The 18,307-nt window shown below is 51.3% G+C and carries 18 protein-coding genes, 1 pseudogene and 1 other annotated feature; of the genes and pseudogenes, 4 read left to right on the forward strand and 15 right to left on the reverse strand.

All coding sequences use genetic code 11. The features are described 5' to 3' along the window. Positions 1–619 precede the first annotated feature (619 nt). Together A3849_RS34045 and A3849_RS26955 are read right to left on the reverse strand one after the other, a co-directional pair. Positions 620–1,089: pseudogene (locus A3849_RS34045) on the reverse strand (cellulase-like family protein); the annotation flags it as partial. Positions 1,090–1,177: 88 nt separating this feature from the next. Next, a complete protein-coding gene (locus tag A3849_RS26955) occupies positions 1,178–1,363 on the reverse strand; it encodes a hypothetical protein (RefSeq protein ID WP_143191908.1) in 186 nt (61 codons plus the stop codon). A gap of 184 nt (positions 1,364–1,547) precedes the next feature. On the opposite strand from A3849_RS26955, the gene A3849_RS26960 reads away from it, so the two are divergent. The 3 genes from A3849_RS26960 (at position 1,548) to A3849_RS26970 (ending at position 4,507) form a co-directional block, all read left to right on the forward strand. Then, positions 1,548–1,955, forward strand: coding sequence for a hypothetical protein (locus tag A3849_RS26960; protein ID WP_074114175.1), 408 nt, complete (start codon positions 1,548–1,550; stop codon positions 1,953–1,955). 2 nt (positions 1,956–1,957) lie between these two features. Continuing rightward, entirely contained in the window at positions 1,958–3,244 is a 1,287-nt protein-coding gene (locus A3849_RS26965) for an ammonium transporter (protein WP_372237800.1), read from the forward strand. 291 nt (positions 3,245–3,535) lie between these two features. Further along, positions 3,536–4,507 (forward strand): tRNA dihydrouridine synthase, encoded by a 972-nt coding sequence (locus tag A3849_RS26970; protein ID WP_074114176.1) that lies wholly within the window; start codon positions 3,536–3,538, stop codon positions 4,505–4,507. 125 nt (positions 4,508–4,632) lie between these two features. Here A3849_RS26970 and groL read toward each other — a convergent pair whose 3' ends face one another. From groL to A3849_RS27005, 7 genes are all read right to left on the reverse strand, one after another. Then, a complete protein-coding gene (groL, locus tag A3849_RS26975; RefSeq protein ID WP_074083125.1) occupies positions 4,633–6,264 on the reverse strand; it encodes a chaperonin GroEL in 1,632 nt (543 codons plus the stop codon). A gap of 128 nt (positions 6,265–6,392) precedes the next feature. Beyond that, on the reverse strand, positions 6,393–6,674 hold the full coding sequence (groES, locus tag A3849_RS26980) for a co-chaperone GroES (RefSeq protein WP_020429415.1): 282 nt from the start codon (positions 6,672–6,674) through the stop codon (positions 6,393–6,395). A 389-nt stretch (positions 6,675–7,063) separates the two neighbouring features. After that, positions 7,064–7,837 carry a twin-arginine translocase subunit TatC gene (tatC, locus tag A3849_RS26985; protein ID WP_074114177.1) on the reverse strand — a complete coding sequence of 258 codons (774 nt, stop codon included), beginning with the start codon at positions 7,835–7,837 and terminating at the stop codon, positions 7,064–7,066. Between the two features lie 198 nt (positions 7,838–8,035). After that, positions 8,036–8,278 (reverse strand): twin-arginine translocase TatA/TatE family subunit, encoded by a 243-nt coding sequence (gene tatA / locus A3849_RS26990; RefSeq protein WP_074114178.1) that lies wholly within the window; start codon positions 8,276–8,278, stop codon positions 8,036–8,038. A 129-nt stretch (positions 8,279–8,407) separates the two neighbouring features. Beyond that, positions 8,408–8,893 (reverse strand): MogA/MoaB family molybdenum cofactor biosynthesis protein, encoded by a 486-nt coding sequence (locus A3849_RS26995; RefSeq protein ID WP_020429419.1) that lies wholly within the window; start codon positions 8,891–8,893, stop codon positions 8,408–8,410. Between the two features lie 53 nt (positions 8,894–8,946). After that, positions 8,947–9,453 carry a cyclic pyranopterin monophosphate synthase MoaC gene (gene moaC, locus A3849_RS27000; RefSeq protein ID WP_074114179.1) on the reverse strand — a complete coding sequence of 169 codons (507 nt, stop codon included), beginning with the start codon at positions 9,451–9,453 and terminating at the stop codon, positions 8,947–8,949. Then, complete coding sequence (locus A3849_RS27005; protein ID WP_074114180.1) at positions 9,444–10,091, reverse strand: 5-formyltetrahydrofolate cyclo-ligase; 648 nt, start codon at positions 10,089–10,091, stop codon at positions 9,444–9,446. Before A3849_RS27005 ends, moaC begins: the two co-directional genes overlap by 10 nt. A 311-nt stretch (positions 10,092–10,402) precedes the next feature. Between A3849_RS27005 and A3849_RS27010 the strand changes: the two genes are divergently transcribed. Beyond that, positions 10,403–12,358 (forward strand): ABC-F family ATP-binding cassette domain-containing protein, encoded by a 1,956-nt coding sequence (locus A3849_RS27010; RefSeq protein WP_074114181.1) that lies wholly within the window; start codon positions 10,403–10,405, stop codon positions 12,356–12,358. Between the two features lie 494 nt (positions 12,359–12,852). Here A3849_RS27010 and A3849_RS27015 read toward each other — a convergent pair whose 3' ends face one another. The 6 genes from A3849_RS27015 to tsaE form a co-directional block, all read right to left on the reverse strand. After that, a complete protein-coding gene (locus A3849_RS27015; RefSeq protein ID WP_074114182.1) occupies positions 12,853–14,427 on the reverse strand; it encodes a 2-isopropylmalate synthase in 1,575 nt (524 codons plus the stop codon). Between the two features lie 220 nt (positions 14,428–14,647). Further along, positions 14,648–14,940, reverse strand: a binding site (T-box leader). 47 nt (positions 14,941–14,987) lie between these two features. Next, positions 14,988–15,233 carry a hypothetical protein gene (locus A3849_RS32520; protein ID WP_143191909.1) on the reverse strand — a complete coding sequence of 82 codons (246 nt, stop codon included), beginning with the start codon at positions 15,231–15,233 and terminating at the stop codon, positions 14,988–14,990. A gap of 155 nt (positions 15,234–15,388) precedes the next feature. Further along, positions 15,389–16,438: a tRNA (adenosine(37)-N6)-threonylcarbamoyltransferase complex transferase subunit TsaD gene (gene tsaD / locus A3849_RS27025; RefSeq protein WP_074114184.1), complete on the reverse strand. Its 1,050-nt coding sequence runs from the start codon at positions 16,436–16,438 to the stop codon at positions 15,389–15,391. Continuing rightward, positions 16,435–16,959 carry a ribosomal protein S18-alanine N-acetyltransferase gene (rimI, locus tag A3849_RS27030; RefSeq protein ID WP_083613683.1) on the reverse strand — a complete coding sequence of 175 codons (525 nt, stop codon included), beginning with the start codon at positions 16,957–16,959 and terminating at the stop codon, positions 16,435–16,437. Before rimI ends, tsaD begins: the two co-directional genes overlap by 4 nt. Next, positions 16,959–17,780, reverse strand: coding sequence for a tRNA (adenosine(37)-N6)-threonylcarbamoyltransferase complex dimerization subunit type 1 TsaB (gene tsaB / locus A3849_RS27035; protein ID WP_074114185.1), 822 nt, complete (start codon positions 17,778–17,780; stop codon positions 16,959–16,961). Before tsaB ends, rimI begins: the two co-directional genes overlap by 1 nt. Continuing rightward, complete coding sequence (gene tsaE, locus A3849_RS27040; protein WP_074114186.1) at positions 17,777–18,268, reverse strand: tRNA (adenosine(37)-N6)-threonylcarbamoyltransferase complex ATPase subunit type 1 TsaE; 492 nt, start codon at positions 18,266–18,268, stop codon at positions 17,777–17,779. Before tsaE ends, tsaB begins: the two co-directional genes overlap by 4 nt. Between the last annotated feature and the right edge of the window lie 39 nt (positions 18,269–18,307).

The following is an 18,307-nucleotide window of genomic DNA, read 5'->3' on the forward strand; positions in this document are numbered from 1 at the left end:
GATTCTGGTAGTATACTCATAAAATCCTCCTAATAAAATTAACTATTTAATATTAAATAATCGAAGAAAAACCTTGATTTCACGCCCTACTATCATAATCCTTTTTCTACAAAATTTCTCCATATTTATACGAAAAATGAGTAAGTATATAAATATCAGCTTCCATTTAGCGTGTAATCCTCCCGCCCGTCAGAAACGCCGACTGGGCCACAAGCTACTATTTGGAGTGGCTAGGGCATACACTTGGATGGTTCATCCGCATTTATCATCACGGGTATAACATCTATCAGGTCCGTAGCAGAGTCAGTCGGAAACCCATCCTTGAATTACCTATTTGCTAGCATAGATAGAGCTATGTACCGAATATCCAACGGGGCTTTTACCGAAAAGGTAGGCAGCCATGAAGGAAGGCTTGAATTTCTCCAGCTTCCAGGCTCCCATGAATCCTCATCGCCATTCATGATTATTTGCCTTCCCTGCTCTGGTTCCTCTATAAATACACGCAGGCCAAAGTCCATCTATTGGGATGTATGCCTTTCGGGCACATTTGAGAAAAATGGTCAAGCCAGATAATACGAAAAAGCCCTCCGCAAAAGAGGGCTATCACTGATTTCAGCAGTTACTCCGAGTCCAGAATAAATTGATTCCATTTGCGCTGCCAAGTGATATTGTTCCAGAAAGGAAGATGCGATGTACAATTGGAGTAAAGAGTCATCCCCCAAAAGCTCAGAGTCATGCCTTTTCACAGAGCATAATCGGCAATGAACTTGCCAACCGGTCCCTCTTCGAAATTGGCATACAGGGGGGGTATCCTAGATAGCCCTCTCCAATGACGATTGGAAGATTCATATGGCGCGCAAAAAGCTTCAACCTCTTCGAACCTTACATCTATCTTTTGCAGGATAGCGAGCCTATGGGCCCCCGTAACGCTCATACAAAAACAAATCCCATTGTCGGTATCTGCCCAATCATGCAAATAAATGAGCTTCATGCCCACCGGACTTCCCTCCATCGGCTATTCTTGCCTAGGAGGCAGTTTTCCCACTTCTCAAACGGAGGTGCTTCCTCTCTAAGCAGGGACTTCAAAAAAAATTAGGAAATTCCAATAGATGATTCACTGCTTGGGATGGGCTATGTTCTTGTTCTTGTGGCTGTTCCGGCTCAGCATATGCTCCTCCTAATCCGCAAGCTCATCCAGCTCAGTTTCCAGTTCCGCGAGCTTGGTCTTCGCTTCCTCCAGCGCTTCCTTATGTCCTGCAGCTTCGGCCCGCTTGATCACCTGCTTGACGGCTGCAATCTGCTGTTCCAGATAGAGGATATCGGAGGCATCTCCTGAGCTGCCCAATCTCTGTGAGTAGGTCATAATCATCATCCTTTCAGATATCTTCCTGCTGATTATTCGTCTTGTACTCTATATAATAGAGGGTCTTGCAATTCCCGTATAGCACATTACTGGATTGACATGCCACCTGGTACAAAAACCTATTGACTTGTAAATCTATTGTCCCTATAATCAGTCTATGACTTTTCATGTAAGGAGATCTAACATGATTATTGTGGATGAAGTATACCAAAATGTTGTTTATCGTCTATCTGCAGAGGAAGTAAAAGACCTCATCGTACGCCTCAAGATCAAGAAAGAGGATGAAATCGAGGGAATTAAGGATAAAATAAACAAATATGAACAAAAAAGACGGGCCGAAGAGGCCATGTACCAATCGCTCTCCCCGATCCGCAAATGGTTTGCCGGACACCCGGCCAGCCATCACACCGCCGTTGAATATATCGTTCATGTAAAAGACCGGTTCAAACGAATAAACAGCATTAAAAGAGACATTCAAGAGCTAGATCAGGTTCTACTCCTTCTAGATAATCATCCGGCAACGGAAGAGGTCCCGCTCTCACCAGAGATCATACGTGAAATCAAAACCATTAGGGGTATGGAGGCACTATAGAAATGAATGTGACGCTGGAGTCGCTTGGCGGTGGAGTAGATACGATTTGGGTCGTATTGAGCGCCGCTATGATTTTGCTGATGGAGGGCGGTTTTGCCCTGCTGGAAGCCGGTTTTGTAAGGTATAAGAACAGTGTGAACATTATCATGAAAGTATTCGCCGATATCACCATAGGAACGCTAATTTTTTATATTTTCGGATTTGGTCTCATGTACGGCAAAGACGCCGGTGGTTTGGTGGGCACGAGCGGATTCCTGCTTGGCGGTGATCTCTCCAATCTCCATTTCACCATCTCGATTGATACCTTCTGGCTGTTCCAGGCGGCATTTACCATCGCTGTTATTTCCATCGTATCAGGTGCGGTTGCCGAACGGATCAACTTCCGCGCCTATCTGCTATACGTTATTTTAATGACCGGCCTGATCTATCCCCTCGGGGGGCACTGGGCCTGGGGCGGCGGCTGGCTGAATCAACTGGGCCTTCAGGACTTCGCAGGTTCAGCGGTCATACATGCCCTTGGAGGATTCTCGGCACTGGCGGCGGCAATCGTGATCGGCCCTAGAAAGGGCAAGTTCAATCAGGCCGGGAACAGTACGGTTGCCCTGCCAAGCAATCTGCCGTTAGCTTCAGTCGGAGCTTTCCTGCTCTGGTTCGGCTGGTTCGGCTTTAACGCAGGAAGCACCTTAAGTGCTACCGATGTCCGGATTGGACACATCGCTATTACTACCATGCTCTCAGCAGCGGCAGGCGGCGGCATCACACTGATCTACACCTTATTCCGCTACCAGCGATCAGATGCACCCTCAGTGATCAACGGCTCCCTCGCCGGTCTGGTCGGTATTACTGCCGGGTGTGCGTTTGTGAGTGACGGTGCGGCCATCCTGATCGGCGCCGTCTCCGGTCTGCTCATGATGGCAGCTACCAACTGGCTGGAAGCCCGCCGTATAGATGACCCAGTGGGTGCCTTTCCGGTACATGCCGTATCTGGCGCTTGGGGAACCATAGCTGTAGGCTTGTTCGCCACCGATGGCGGACTGCTCTATGGCGGCGGCTGGCATCAGCTAGGAGTACAGACACTTGGTCTGGTGACACTAGCTGCCTGGGGATTTGCAACTACCTGGTGTGGTCTGAAGCTGATCGGAAAGCTGGTCCATGTCCGCTCCAGCGAGGAAGAGGAAGATATCGGCCTCGATATCAGCTATCATGGTATGATAGCCGTCCATCGTTCTGCTGAATTTATTGAGCTTGAAGATCATTATCTGGCCGAAGATGATAAATCTCTGCATTAAGGCCAGGAAGTAAATAGCCCCCACGCCCTACCGGGGATGTCTAAACAGGGAAAAGCCGTCGGAATTACCGGCGGCTTTTTTATGTATGCCAACAAGACAAAAAATGATCAAAGGATCATTTCCCTTAAGACGCCCCCCTGCTGGAGCAATGGGGTTTTCGTTGTCTTATAATCATGCCTCCCGTACTACTACACTGTGCATCAAACGAAAAATAATGATACTATGTATGATGGGTATAAGACTTTACTATTGATTATATCGCTTTTATATGTTGCAACAGGAGAAGATAACATGGGACCAAATTTTTGGATGGATCTACCAAAGCCGTTTTTTATATTAGCTCCAATGGAAGATGTCACAGATATTGTATTTCGTCAGGTCATTAGAGAAGCTGCCACACCTGACGTATTTTTCACGGAATTCACAAGTACCAAAAATTATTGTCACCCTGTTGGAAAAGAAAATGTAGGTGGCCGATTAATGTTCACAGATGATGAGCAACCGATTGTCGCTCATATTTGGGGCAATAAACCTGCACTTTTTGAACAGATGAGTATCGATATGAAAAAACTTGGTTTTCGTGGTATCGATATAAACATGGGATGCCCAGTACAAAACGCCGCAGCCAGTGGAAAAGGGGCTGGTTTAATCCGCCATCCTGAAGTTGCAGCAGAAATTATTCAAGCAGCAAAAGCAGGTGGATTGCCGGTTAGTGTGAAAACAAGATTGGGTTACTCTAATATTGACGAGTGGCGCGATTGGTTAGGACATATATTGAAACAAGATATTGCGAATCTTTCCATTCACCTTCGTACAAAAAAAGAGAAGAGTAAAGCAGATGCACACTGGGAACTAATTCCTGATATAAAAAAATTACGCGATGAAATTGCTCCAAATACGTTGTTAACCATTAATGGAGATATTCCCGACCGCGCAACAGGATTGCAATTAGTAGAACAATACGGCGTTGATGGTGTCATGATTGGCCGCGGCATTTTCACCAATCCATTTGCTTTTGAGAAAGAACCCAAAGAACATAGCGCGAAGGATTTTCTCAATTTACTTCTTTTGCAGTTGGATCTTCACGATAAATATTCAACAGAAACCCTGCCACGTTCATTTAGACCACTTCTTCGCTATTTCAAAATCTATGTTCATGGATTTAGGGGCGCAGGCGAACTAAGAGATCAACTAATGAAAACCACTTCAACAGACGAAGTGCGTCGTTTAGTACAACCTCTTTTAGCTCAAGAGTTAGATTAACTTGTTAATCAAAAATAATGAGAGACCTCCCAAAAGTTCAATGAACTCTTGAAAGGTCTCTCTTTTTTGCACTATGAGGTCATGCAATGGTCGATCACCATCGAATTACTTCGATAATGACGTCATTACATCATGCCGCCCATACCACCCATGCCGCCCATATCTGGCATGCCGCCGCCTTTTTCAGGCTCTGGCTTGTCAGCGATAACCGCTTCGGTAGTCAGGAACATTGCTGCTACGGATGCAGCGTTCTGCAGCGCGTAACGGGTTACCTTAGCAGGGTCAACAATCCCTGCTTCGAACATGTTCACCCATTCATCTGTAGCAGCGTTGTAGCCGATGCCTACAGCTTCTTTTTTCAAGCGGTCCACGATAACGGAACCTTCTTGACCAGCGTTGGTAGCGATCGTGCGGACTGGTTCTTCAAGTGCACGCAGCACGAGGTTAACACCGGTTCTTTCGTCGCCTTCAGCTACAACAGCAGCTACAGCAGCATATACGTTTATAAGAGCTGTACCACCACCGGATACGATACCTTCTTCAACCGCAGCGCGGGTTGCGTTCAGGGCGTCTTCGATGCGCAGTTTGCGCTCTTTCAATTCAGTTTCAGTTGCAGCGCCTACTTTGACAACGGCTACGCCGCCAGCCAATTTAGCCAGACGTTCCTGCAGTTTTTCTTTGTCGAACTCGGAAGTGGTTTCTTCCAGCTGGGAACGGATTTGGCTAACGCGTGCATTAATGTCCGCTTTGTCGCCGCTGCCGTCAACGATTGTAGTGTTTTCTTTGGTTACACGTACTTGACGGGCATTACCCAGTTGTTCCACAGTAGTGCTCTTCAGGTCCAGACCGAGCTTCTCAGTGATCACTTGGCCGCCTGTCAGAGCAGCGATGTCCTGCAGCATAGCTTCACGACGGTCGCCGAAGCCAGGAGCTTTGACAGCTACAGCGTTGAAGGTTCCGCGCAGTTTGTTCACGATCAGCATGGCTTGAGCTTCGCCTTCGATATCTTCAGCGATGATTACCAGCGGACGTGCCTGCTGTACGATCTTCTCAAGCAATGGCAGGATTTCCTGTGTGCTGCTGATCTTTTTGTCGGTGATCAGGATGTACGGGTTCTCCAGAACAGCTTCCATTTTGTCCGTATCTGTAATCATATACGGGGAAATGTAACCGCGGTCGAACTGCATGCCTTCTACCACTTCAAGCTCAGTCAGGAAGCCGCGGGATTCTTCAACGGTGATAACGCCGTCTTTGCCCACTTTTTCCATAGCTTCAGCAATCAGTTGGCCCACTTCATCGTCAGCAGCGGAGATAGCAGCTACTTGTGCGATAGACTGGGAATCTTCAATTGGTTTTGCGATCTTTTGCAGCTCAGCTACAGCAGCTTTAACCGCTTTGTCGATACCTTTACGCATAACCATTGGGTTAGCGCCTGCAGTAACGTTCTTCAGACCTTCGCGGATCATGGCTTGAGCCAGAACGGTTGCAGTTGTAGTACCGTCACCGGCTACATCGTTAGTCTTGGTAGCTACTTCTTTGACGAGCTGTGCGCCCATGTTCTCAAAAGCATCTTCCAGTTCGATTTCCTTAGCGATAGTTACACCATCGTTAGTGATAAGCGGGCTGCCGAATTTCTTCTCCAGCACCACGTTGCGGCCTTTTGGTCCAAGTGTAACCTTTACAGCATTTGCCAAAGCATCAACCCCACGCAGCATTGCGCGGCGGGCATCTTCACTGAATTTAATTTCTTTTGCCATTGTGTTGTTAACCTCCTAAAAGTTTTGTGAGCTGTACTTCATCGTCTACACATCGTGCAAAACTTGCTTTGAAAGCATAGGCTTGTTTTGTAAGTATATTCGGTTATCACTTATGAAAGGCTATCCGATTAGTCGAGAATCGCGTGAATGTCGCTTTCCTTCATAATCAAATATTCTTTGCCTTCGTATTTAATTTCAGTTCCGGCATATTTCGAGAACAGCACGCGGTCGCCTTCTTTAACTTCCAGCGGCACACGTACTCCGTCTTTCAGGGCACCGCTGCCTACAGCGATAATTCTGCCTTCCTGTGGCTTCTCTTTGGAGGAGTCCGGAAGCACAATCCCGAAAGAAGTGGTTTGCTCTTGCTCGCTTGGTTCTACCAATACGCGTTCACCTAGTGGTTTGATCATGAAAAAATAGCCTCCTTTGAAATATGTTGTTTACCTTGAAAACATAACTGGGATACCGTGAAGCTTAGGCGTTTCAGCGGCAGTTATGAAAAACGGGATTCTCAGCGCGGCAGATACCGGCGATTTCCTTGTTTTTCATCAGCGTTAGCACTCAACCCTCTGTAGTGCTAACAACAATTTTTATGATACTCAACTTGAAGGCGGATTTCAAGTCTTTTACGTAAAATCATCCAGCTTTTGCGGAAAAATATGGTCAGAGGGGTTGTCCGGTCCATACTCTCTTACATTCTATCCACCGGAGGGCAAAATATGCCACCTTTATGAGGGGAGAATTCAGCTCAGGCTTTGGCCGTGCCCGGGTGCAGTTCCCCAGAGTGCGGCCAAGTCCCTTACCTGGAGTCCTCTTTCCTGATATATCTCGCCTCCAGCTCGCTGTCCATGGCCAGCTGCTTGCGGTAGACGAAGGCGGACAGGAACACGCTGAATTCGTACAGGATCAGGAGGGGTATCGTCACGAGAAAGTCCGAGATGAAATCCGGCGGTGTGATAACCACAGCAATAAAGACGAGTGCAAAATATGCGTACCGGCGCATTCTGCGCAGACGCAGCGGATTGAGAATTCTCAGCTTGGTCAGGAACATGACCACAAGCGGGAGCTCGAACAGCAGCGCCAGCGGAATAACCAGGCTGAACAAAAAGCTGAAATACTGGGCAATGCCGTAGGTCTCCTCCAGCCCCATGCTTCGGGTAATCGTAATGGTGAACGACAGCGCCATCGGAAACACAATATAGTAGGCGAACGCGATGCCCAGAATAAAAAGGATAAACACGTAAGGCACGTAGCGCAGAGCCGCACTCCGCTCCACCGGCCGGAGGCCGGGGCTGATAAATGCCCATAGCTGGTAGACGATGAAAGGCACAGATACGGCCAGTGATACAGCCATGGCTATTTTCATATACATTCCGATGCCGTCCCAGAAGGAGAACGCATGCAGCACAAAGCCTTGAGCCTGATCGGCGTGAATCAGATAGAGATAGATCGGTTTGGCCACGAACAACCCTGCAATCAGGCCGGCCACAAATACAATGAGCACATAGATAATCCGCTTGCGCAGTTCGGTTAAATGATCAACCACTGACATTTCTTCCGCTTCCTGAGACATGACTGACACCACCCGATGACTATGTATGAATAATAAGGGATTGAAGCCGCGGTACTACACATCGCTTTCAGGCATCCGCTCCAGCTAGAAAGAGAAGGACCCTTTATAGCGTGAAACTTATTATTTCTTGTCTTTCAAAAAAAGGGCGCCGCCCAGTCTAAACAGCACTGAGAGAAACGCCCCGCGTGAAAAATGTTATTATTCCGGCAGACGTCTGTCCTGCGGAAGATCTGCTGCCATCGTCTGCGGAGCTGCCGCGGCCGGAGCTTCGCTTTTCTTCACAGGTTCCGGATCACTGATAATTTCCCGCGCCCCATCCTTAAACTCACGGAAGGTACGTCCGACGGCACGTCCCAGTTCAGGAAGCTTGTTAGGACCAAAGAGCAGCAATGCCAGGATAACCAGTAAAATAATCCCGGGAGCACCAATACCACTTAGCATGTATTATTCCTCCTTCTCATTCTGTCCGTTCATGATATTGTTAATATAAATTAATAATACCATAACTTATGTCACACATCCATCAGTGATCTCTGACGATTCCTGGTGACACGACCGGAGGAAAAGACATTATTGCCGGTATTGGCCAGTTACCATGAGCAACGCTTCCGGCAGCTGATCCATAATTGCCGCCAGGTTCTCATGTACCCCCTTGGGCGTGCCCGGCAGGTTCACGATCAGAGTTCTTCCACGTATGCCGCAAATCCCCCGGAAGAGCATAACCGCCCGGTTCTTCTGCATCACCGTACTCCGCATGGCCTCCGATAGTCCGGGCACCTCCCGCTCAATGACACGCCGGGTCGCCTCAGGCGTAACATCACGAATCGCCAGATCGGTGCCGCCGGTAGTCAGCACCAAATCCGCCTGGAAATAATCCGTTAATTCAATCAGAGCAGCAATAATCTCATCCTGTTCATCCGGTACGATCCGGTATTCAACGATCTCGCCACCTAGCTCCTCTTCCACCAGTTCCCGAATAACCTGGGCGCTAGTGTCTTCCCGTTCGCCTCTGGCCCCTTTGTCGCTGGCCGTCAGGATTGCTGTTTTCCACGCCATAGGTTGTCCCTCCTTCTCACTATTCTATGTATAGACGGCCGCACTCACGGCCTTTAATCAGCGCTTTGACCTGCATCTTGCTGTTCTGTTTCCTCCAGCGCATAATCTCCGGTTTTGCCTCCACTCTTCTGTACCAGCAGTGTAGGTCCGATAATCATATCCTTCTGCAGCGCCTTGCACATATCGTATACAGTCAGCGCGGCTGCCGAAACGGCGGTCAGCGCCTCCATCTCGACTCCGGTCTTTCCTGTTGTCTTAACGGTTGCTTCTATATATAGCCGGTCTTCGTTGTTATCCCAGAAGCGGATATCAATACCGGTCAGCGGCAGCGGATGGCACATGGGAATCCAGTCTGCAGTTTTTTTGGCCGCCATAATTCCGGCAACCTGGGCAACGGCCAGTACATCGCCTTTGCCGATCCGGCCTGCCTTGATCGCTGTGAGCGTTCCGGGGGCCATCCCGACACTGCTGCGCGCAGCCGCTGTCCGTTTGGTAATCTCTTTGTCGCTCACATCCACCATGCGCGCTCTGCCCTGCTCATTGAAATGGCTTAACTCCATGGTTTATTCTCCTTCCGGCAGTGAATGATGCCATCTTCCGTAATCAGCATGTCCATAAAGGCATCATGATCATCCATTGGTACTTCAGGAACCAGTTGTTGGCTGAATGCCAGCCCGATCCACACTGGAGGCTTTAGAGCAAACGTCGCCCTCTGCTGCCAGGAAGCCCGCAACCGGTCATAATAACCTCTTCCATAGCCAAGCCGTCCGCCCTGCCGGTCAAAAGCCAGCCCCGGCACAAAGACTACATCCGGAAGCCGGAGCGTTCCCTTCTCCTGTTCATTCCCTGTGCTGGCCGATGGCTCCAGAATACCGTAAGCTCCCGGTGCAAGCTCTTCCCAGGAGCTTACCGGATGAAGGCTCATCGTTTCGGCTTCAGTCAAGACGCGGGGTAACAGTACCTCCCGGCCATGTGCCCAGGCCTCCGCAATTAGCGCACGGCAGTCCAGCTCCGAACGGAATGGAACATAGGCAAGCAGTGAAGCGGCCTTTTCCTTTTGCAGCCACTCGTGTGCATATCTGCAGACCTGAGCGGACATAAAGTCCCTTACGTCTGAAGCAATCCCATCACGGACTGCAACTCGCTCTGCACGAAGATTCCGTTTGAGTCCGGCAAGCAGCGCACCGTTGCCTGTCATAGGCAGCCGCCTCCCCTTGGTTATATCCTAGCTTATCATAGTTTGTAAACTCAGTTTACCACTCTTCTCCCCGGTTCGCCAAGGTCGCACTTATTACACTGTTATAGGAACCATCACCGGTCTGATTTCCCCATCTTGTGATACAGCGATTGCCGGGGGATAGTTCATTTGCCCGGGAGAATACAGCTCTGCCAAGCCGCACCTCCCCTCGCGCAGCAATCGCTTTTCATGTAAACTATAGAATAAGGTTTTTTGTACAGCCCCGGCGTAGACGCCGTGGTGAAATATGCAAGGGCGGAGGTTTCATCGGTATGCTTCTTCAAGCGACAGGAATTACAAAATCATATGGAATACAGAGCGTGCTGGACGGCATCAGCCTGCAGGTGAACGAGAAGGAACGGGTAGGCCTGGTTGGTGTGAACGGGGCCGGCAAGTCCACATTTCTACAGATTCTCGCAGGTGAAATGTCCTTTGACAGCGGGCAGATTCATAAATCCAAGGAAACCACTATCGGTTACCTGGCCCAGAATAGCGGGCTGCAGTCCGACAAGACTATTCAAGAGGAGATGCTAGCCGTATTCGCCCCTCTGATCGAAGCGGAAGCGGAACTGCGGCAGTTGGAGACAGATATTGCCGATCCGAAGCTGGCAGATGATCCAAAGCGTTATGAGGATCTGCTGGAACGCTACGCCAGACGCTCGGATTGGTTCAAGGATCATGGCGGCTATGAGATGAACACGCGGATCCGTAGTGTGCTGCACGGAATGGGCTTCGGGGAATTCTCACCGGATACACCGATTGCCACGCTAAGCGGCGGCCAGAAAACCCGGCTGGCGCTGGCCCGCATTCTGCTTCAGGCTCCGGATCTGCTGATGCTGGATGAACCGACCAACCATCTCGACATCGAAACACTTACCTGGCTGGAGGATTATCTGCGCAGCTATGCCGGAGGCATTCTGGTCGTCTCCCATGACCGTTATTTTCTGGACCGCCTGGTGACTACAATCGTGGAGATCGAACGCCACCAGTCCCGGAGATATACAGGCAACTACACCCGCTATATGGATCTGAAGGCCGCAGAATACGAGATCCGGCTGAAGCAGTACGAGAAGCAGCAGGACGAGATTTCGCGGATGGAAGAATTCGTGCAGCGCAACATTGTGCGCGCGTCTACAACCAAACGGGCGCAGAGCCGGCGCAAAGCACTCGACAAGATGGACCGTATTGATAAGCCGCTTGGTGATTTGAAAAAAGCCAGCTTTTCCTTTGAACCGGACTTTATGTCCGGCAAAGAGGTGCTTCAAGTGCGGGATGTCGCAGTAGCCTTCAGCGAAAACGCAGTGCCGCTGTTCCGGAACGCCTCTTTTGAGCTGCGCCGGGGGGAAACGGCAGCCCTGATTGGCCCGAACGGGATCGGCAAGTCCACATTGCTGCAGTGCATGACCGGTACGCGAGAGCCTTCCGCAGGCACCGTCAATTGGGGAACCAAAGTGAAGATCGCATACTACGATCAGGAACAGACACGGCTTAATCCGCGCAATACTGTGCTGGAAGAGCTGTGGAGTGAATATCCGATGCTGGAGGAGGCACGGATCCGCACCATTCTTGGTAATTTCCTCTTCAGCGGCGAAGATGTCCTGAAGAAGGTTGCCGCACTCAGCGGTGGTGAAAAGGCGCGTGTAGCGCTGTCCAAGCTCATGCTGCGCGGTGCCAATATGCTCATTCTCGATGAGCCTACCAACCATCTCGATCTGGTGAGCCGTGAGGTGCTGGAATCGGCGCTGATTGATTTTGAAGGCACCCTGCTCTTCATCTCTCATGACCGTTATTTCCTGAACAAAATGGCCGAACGCGTACTGGAGCTTCATCCGGGCGGGATTGATCAATATTTGGGCAATTATGACGATTATATCGAGAAAAAGAAAGAGCTTGAAGCTATTGCACTGGAAGAAGCGGAGCTGGTCTCTGCCAAGGCCTCCAAAAACGCCGATACGGAAGCTCAGGCAGCAGAAAAAGGCACTGCCCTATCCTATGAAGCGGAAAAGCAGGCAAAACGGGAGGAACGGAACCGCCAGCGCCGGATTTCCGAACTGGAGGAGAATATTGCAGAGCTTGAGGAGGCCATCGCCAGAATTGAGAATGAAATGACCAAACCCGAGGTTTTTCAGGATTATATGGCACTTCAAGAGCATGAAGGTGATTTGAAGCTCAAAAAAGAACAGCTTGGAAATTTATTTGGCGAATGGGAAAACCTTGCTGACGAATAATGTAAATACGTTAAATAAATATTTTTTAACCGTTCCCGATTTGTTCATAAATAGTTATCCACAAGGCTATCCACAGTTTTCGTGTATAACTCATAGCGTAAAAAGGCCCATGTGGCCTTTTTTTATGCGTAAAATCGCGTTTTTCCTTGTCAAGGACTTTTTATCCACCGAACTATCCACATTATCCACAATCCCCACAAGAAATCGTCTCTTAGTAAATCTGTATTTTCCGGTCAATAAAAAATGCTGTTATTGCTGATTTTACACGGTTTTTACACAATTCAGACAGAATATGTGGATAACGTTGTCCACAGCTTGACAAATGATTCTAATGGCATTTATTTCTGATTTTTTCGTCAAAAAATGCGTGAATTCAGCAACTATATAAAAAACGAGCCTCCTCCTGGCGGCAACGCCCTGAAGATGACTCGTAGATTGTGTATGGTATTAAAAGCTGCTGCCGCCTGCTGGGAGATCACATAACGACAGGCAAGCTACTCCGGAATCTGTACCGCTTCTTCCGGAACCAGCTCCACCTGCTCCTCGGAAGAGAGCAGTGCCGAATTACAAGCCGCTATATAAGCTATCCCCGCCGCCATTACAATGTCCTGATGAATAGCCGTTCCCCTGAATGTATTGCCTTTCCATTCCACCAGGACCGCTGCCTCGGCTTGTGCGTTCTCCCCGCTGCCCAGGGAATGCAGCTCAAGTCCGGTAAAATCAATTTCTTCCGCAATCCCTTGCCCAATCGCGGCAATGATGGCTTCCAGCGGTCCCTCGCCAGTGCTGGTATGTGATGTCTCCTCACCGCTTCTCAAATGCCGCACCGTAACAGCAGCTACGCGGCGCGGCGCGCTGCCGGCCAGCACCTGGACCTCGCCCAGCTCATAGACCTGCGCTTGCTGTCCGGTTGTGCTGCTGACCATCCGCAGCAGTTCGTCGTCACTGACAGCCTTTTGGCGGTCAGCCGTCTCCTTGAAGGATTCATACAGGGCGTCCAGCTCCCCGGGACTCAGGGCAATGCCATATTTTGCCGCACGGTCCTTGAGCGCATGCCTGCCGGAGTGCTTACCCAGAATGATCATGCTTCGCGGAATGCCCAGCCGCTCCGGGTCCATAATTTCATAGGTGCTCCGGTCCTTCAGCAGCCCGTCCTGGTGAATCCCTGATTCATGCTGGAAGGCATTTCTGCCGACAACCGGTTTGTTGTAGGCAATCGGAAAATGCATCGCCCCGCTGATGATACGTGAGGTGTCATAGAGCTTTTCCAGCACAATTCCGGTTTCCGAACCCAGCACATCTCCCCGGGTCTCCAGCGCCATGACCAGCTCTTCCAGCGCACAGTTTCCGGTGCGCTCGCCCACACCGTTGACCGTTACCTCAATCTGCGTGGCCCCGCCGGCGATAGCGGCCAGACTATTGGCTACAGCAAGCCCCAAATCATTGTGGCAGTGAGCGCTGTAGCTCACGGTATCTCCGCCCCTGGCTCCAAGCCGGACCCGGCGGAACATCTCGCCGTATTCCTGCGGCAGCGCGTAGCCTACCGTATCGGGGAGATTGATAATCGTTGCGCCTTCCTCAATAACAGCCTCCACCATTTCGATCAAATCATCGATGCCCGTCCGCGCGGCATCCATAGCAGTGAATTCCACCACCCCGCAAAATTGCCTTGCATAGGCCGTCATCTCCCGGGCGGCGGCCACGACTTCAGCCCGGCTCTTGCGCAGCTGATGGCGAAGATGAATGTCGGAGGAGGAGATGAACAGATGAATCCGCCGCCGCTCCGCATCCCGGGTCGCCCGGACCGCTGCATCAATATCCCCTTTGACCGCACGGGCGAAGCCGCAGATTTCCACCCCTTCCACCTTCCGGGAGATCGTCTCCACAGCGGCAAAATCCCCCGGGCTGGATACCGGAAACCCCGGCTCCAGCACATCCACGCCCAGCTCAGCCAGCTTATAGGCCAGAATAATCTTCTGTTCCGGAGTGAGGCTTGCACCGGGAGCCTGCTCACCGTCACGCAGCGTCGTGTCAAAAATCTGAATTCGTTTTTTTACCGGAATAATCATGGAAAACCTCCTGTAAGTTTTGTGTCTTCATCTAAACTTCCTTGCAAGAGCCCCACGTCGACTTGCGGCTCTCCTGATTTCCCGCCCACTGCTGCCGGCAGCAAGTATAGAGTGTGATGACCGTATGTTTATACGGACAGTCTTCACTCTCAATTGCTTTTCCAGAATGGTGCTTTAGCCAGCAACCACCTGGATAACACAAAAAACCCGCCATCTCTATTAAAGAGACGGCGGGTCACCCCTCCGCGGTACCACTCTTTTTGACGCATAGCTTTCTTTTGTGAGCAAAGCTTCAAGCTGCGTCCAGCTCTTCCCCACAGGAGGCCTGCCAAGCCGTAATGGCTCTCAGCATCCCATGAAGGTCCTGTAACGGGGACATCCGTAGCGGCATATCATCTGCTGTTCCGCCGCTCCGCTCCCGGGCGAGATTCAATGCCTCCGGTGACTGCGTCGCACCACCCCGCAGCTCTCTGTTCACCGTCATCATCTACTACTCCCGTTCATTGCGTGTACTCTATATACCTCCGTGCCAACCCACACAAAAAAGCCTGCCGTCTCATTCAAGAGACGACAGGCTGTTCACCTTCGCGGTACCACTCTTGTTGATATCCCGGTTCAGCCAGCGCTTTAGCTGTTCCTAACGATACCCACTCTACGCCTTTGCAAGCAGACCGGGAGCAATCACTTGTTCCATCCTTGCTGTGCAGGGCGACCCTCTCACGGAGGTAAACCGTAACGGTGTACGAAAGGTCCGGCAAGCTTACGCACCGGTTGATGTCCCTATACAAGGAACCTCCTGCTTCCACCGTTCCGCTCCCGGACGAGTTCAGGTCTCCTTCGACTGCGTTGCACCAACCCGCAGCTCTCTAATCCCGGAGGTTCCTTACTGCTTCCATTCATCGCGTTTGTTCAAATTATGAATAATGATTGAACTGATTATACCCGCCAGCTCCAAAAGATGTCAATAGGCTCCTACCGACCATTTTTCCAGCGAGAACCCCGGATCGGCAACCATGTCCAGCGGTGTACTGCCGTCATGCCTCCACTTTACATAAGCTGCTGCACCGATCATAGCCGCATTATCAGTGCAGTACACCGGAGGCGGAATGATCAGCTCGATGCCCTCAGCCCGGCAGCGAGCCGTCAGCGCTTCGCGCAGGCCCTTGTTGGCCGCTACGCCTCCGCTTAGCAGGAGCTGCTTGGCTTGATTTGCTTTTACAGCACGAACTGCCTTCTCCACGAGCACCTCCACCACCGACTCCTGGAAGCCGCGGGCAATGCCGGCCACATCCGGCGTAAGACCCTTCATCTTGCTCTGATTGACCACATTCAGCACCGCCGACTTCAGACCGCTGAAGCTGAAATCATAGGAGCCCGGCTCCAGCCAGACACGCGGAAGCGGCACAGCTTCGGTTGCCTCGCGGGCCAGACGGTCCACATGGGGACCGCCGGGATAAGGAAACCCGAGTGCCCGTGCAACTTTGTCATAGGCTTCGCCCACGGCATCATCGCGGGTACGGCCGATAATCCGGAACTCACCTTCCCGCTGCATGCTAACCAGTTCCGTATGTCCGCCGGATACGACTAGCGTCATGTTCGGATATTGCAGCTCTTGAACCAGCCGGTTGGCATATATATGCCCGGCAATATGATGCGTGCCGATCAGCGGCTTGCCCCAGGCAAGCGCAAGGCTTTTGGCAGCTACAACACCGACCAGGAGCGCCCCTACCAGACCCGGCCCCTGAGTAACCGCAACCGCCGTCAGCTGTTCCGGCTGTATACCAGCCACCGCCAGCGCTTCCTCAATCACCAGAGTAATTACCTCCACGTGCTTGCGGGATGCCACTTCAGGCACGACGCCGCCGAACGCACGGTGCGTTTCGATCTGGCTTGAGATGATGTTTGAGAGCACCTCGCTGCCGTCTTTTACCACCGCAACGGAAGTCTCATCACAGCTGGTCTCAATAGCCAGTATTAGCACAGGCTGGACTTCACCCGTTTGTGTCTTCATTTCAGGTCCACGCTTCCTTCCGTCATCCCTTGCTCCCCATACTCCGGCAGATCCGCCCACATGATCAGTGCGTCCTCGCGATTATCCGAGTAATAACCCTTGCGGGTACCTGCAGGACGGAAGCCCATTTTGCGGTACAAATTCTGGGCGACCTCATTCGAGACCCGGACCTCCAGTGTGATGGACTTCATGCCCAAAAAAGCAGCCGTCTTCATCAGCTCGTCCAGCAGTCTTTCGCCCCACTTGCGTCCCCGGTACGCCTCTAGTAAGGCAATATTCGTAACATGCGCTTCGTCGACAATAGCCCACATTCCCGCATAGCCAAGAATATGCCCGTTCAGCTCCATGACCATATATTTGGCAAAATGATTATGCGTCAGCTCATTACGGAAGGCTTCCTCCGTCCACGGCATCGTGAAGGCTTCCCGTTCAATAATCAGAATTTCGGGAATATCCTCAAGCTTCATCAGGCGGAATATAAGCTCCGTTCCCTGATCTTTTAGCGGCTCCGACTCCATCATTATTGATTCAGGCTCCCTTCACTGCTCCGGCGCAGATTGGCTTCCGCTTCGGAAAGCTGAGTATAGTTCGGGATTAGACTGTGCAGATCATCACTTCCTGCTTGCAGGCGTTCTTCCCCCAAATAACCTGCCCAGCGGCCTTCCAGCTCATAGGGCACAGCCTCTACCCGTCCCAGCTCGCGGAGCAAAAAAGTCGTTTCTTCGCTGCCGTGCAGCTGCGTCTCTCCGACAAACCAAATTACACGCGGCTTCACACCTTCTGCTGCCGCCTCCTTCAGTCTGCCGGCCAGGTGCTGCACCCAGTCTTCCATGAGCCGGATAGCGTCCGGTTCAAGTCTACGGGGCGCCCGGTCACCGTCCGCAACGAATAGTGCAGTGTAGGCTTGCCCGCGGCGCGCATCCAGCAGAGGAATGATCCAGTCCGGGCCTGTCCCGGACCTTGGACTCTCTTCTACCCCCTCGGGCTGCCCCAAAGCCGCAGCCAAACCGCCCCAAGCCAATGCCTGCAGGCTGGAAATACCGGCTACCGGCACCTTCCAGGCCCAGGCCAGTGTCTTCGCAGCTGTAACAGCGATCCGTGTTCCGGTGTAAGATCCGGGCCCCAGGCCTACAGAGACTCCGCCAATCATAGCAGAAGTTGTACCGGTGGCCTGCAGTGCCTGCTCAATGATCGGCAGCAGGTGTACGGAATGGTTCCGTTCCCCGGAAGCATTCGTCTCATGCAGCAGCTCACCGTTTTCCGTTATCGCTACTCCGAGTACAGCTGTGGATGTATCCAGCGCCAAAAACCGCTTGCGCGGCTCTTCCATTTGATTCTTCATCTTTCATTACCCCACTTCTGGATCATAGCCCGGCATAACTCACCGTAAGGCTCCCCGCTTCCGGTCACCGTAATCAGCCGTTCCTCCGGCCCGTAAGTTTCCATGGCTATATGGAGATGCTGCGGCGGCATCAAATCCGATATTATACTGCTCCATTCGACCAGGCTCACACCCTGTCCATAAAAATACTCATCCAGTCCCAGCTCATCCGCTTCCTGAAGCGAAATACGGTATACATCCATATGGTACAACGGAAGACGTCCCTGATACTCCTTGATGATCGTAAAAGTGGGGCTGCTGACAATCCCTTCCACGCCCAAATGACGCGCAAAGCTCTGTGAGAAAGCTGTCTTTCCTGCACCCAGATCGCCGTCCAGCCCGATAACCATGCCTGCCGCCGCCGAGGCGGCCAGCTCAGCTGCCAGCAATTCTGTATCCGCCAGACTATAGGAACGGTAAGTGAATACCGTTTCAGCGTTGTTGTTCAAGCTGCAACTACCACCTCTACATATTAAAATACTCCAGCT

Origin of the sequence: Paenibacillus sp. P46E (assembly GCF_001909095.1) — a bacterium.
In the GTDB taxonomy this organism is placed as follows: Bacteria; Bacillota; Bacilli; order Paenibacillales; family Paenibacillaceae; genus Paenibacillus_AQ; species Paenibacillus_AQ helianthi.

What these genes read in the sequence shown, in the direction of transcription:
- groL (WP_074083125.1), bottom strand. Translation starts at nt 6,264, where the DNA reads ATGGCAAAAGAAATTAAATTCAGTGAAGATGCCCGCCGCGCAATGCTG.
- A3849_RS26995 (WP_020429419.1), bottom strand. Translation starts at nt 8,893, where the DNA reads ATGGCGTGGAAAACAGCAATCCTGACGGCCAGCGACAAAGGGGCCAGA.
- A3849_RS27005 (WP_074114180.1), bottom strand. Translation starts at nt 10,091, where the DNA reads ATGACAGGCAACGGTGCGCTGCTTGCCGGACTCAAACGGAATCTTCGT.
- rimI (WP_083613683.1), bottom strand. Translation starts at nt 16,959, where the DNA reads ATGATGGAGTCGGAGCCGCTAAAAGATCAGGGAACGGAGCTTATATTC.
- A3849_RS27010 (WP_074114181.1), top strand. Translation starts at nt 10,403, where the DNA reads ATGCTTCTTCAAGCGACAGGAATTACAAAATCATATGGAATACAGAGC.
- groES (WP_020429415.1), bottom strand. Translation starts at nt 6,674, where the DNA reads ATGATCAAACCACTAGGTGAACGCGTATTGGTAGAACCAAGCGAGCAA.
- A3849_RS27015 (WP_074114182.1), bottom strand. Translation starts at nt 14,427, where the DNA reads ATGATTATTCCGGTAAAAAAACGAATTCAGATTTTTGACACGACGCTG.
- A3849_RS26965 (WP_372237800.1), top strand. Translation starts at nt 1,958, where the DNA reads ATGAATGTGACGCTGGAGTCGCTTGGCGGTGGAGTAGATACGATTTGG.
- tatC (WP_074114177.1), bottom strand. Translation starts at nt 7,837, where the DNA reads ATGTCTCAGGAAGCGGAAGAAATGTCAGTGGTTGATCATTTAACCGAA.
- A3849_RS26955 (WP_143191908.1), bottom strand. Translation starts at nt 1,363, where the DNA reads ATGACCTACTCACAGAGATTGGGCAGCTCAGGAGATGCCTCCGATATC.
- tsaB (WP_074114185.1), bottom strand. Translation starts at nt 17,780, where the DNA reads ATGAAGAATCAAATGGAAGAGCCGCGCAAGCGGTTTTTGGCGCTGGAT.
- A3849_RS26960 (WP_074114175.1), top strand. Translation starts at nt 1,548, where the DNA reads ATGATTATTGTGGATGAAGTATACCAAAATGTTGTTTATCGTCTATCT.
- tatA (WP_074114178.1), bottom strand. Translation starts at nt 8,278, where the DNA reads ATGCTAAGTGGTATTGGTGCTCCCGGGATTATTTTACTGGTTATCCTG.
- A3849_RS26970 (WP_074114176.1), top strand. Translation starts at nt 3,536, where the DNA reads ATGGGACCAAATTTTTGGATGGATCTACCAAAGCCGTTTTTTATATTA.
- tsaD (WP_074114184.1), bottom strand. Translation starts at nt 16,438, where the DNA reads ATGAAGACACAAACGGGTGAAGTCCAGCCTGTGCTAATACTGGCTATT.
- moaC (WP_074114179.1), bottom strand. Translation starts at nt 9,453, where the DNA reads ATGGAGTTAAGCCATTTCAATGAGCAGGGCAGAGCGCGCATGGTGGAT.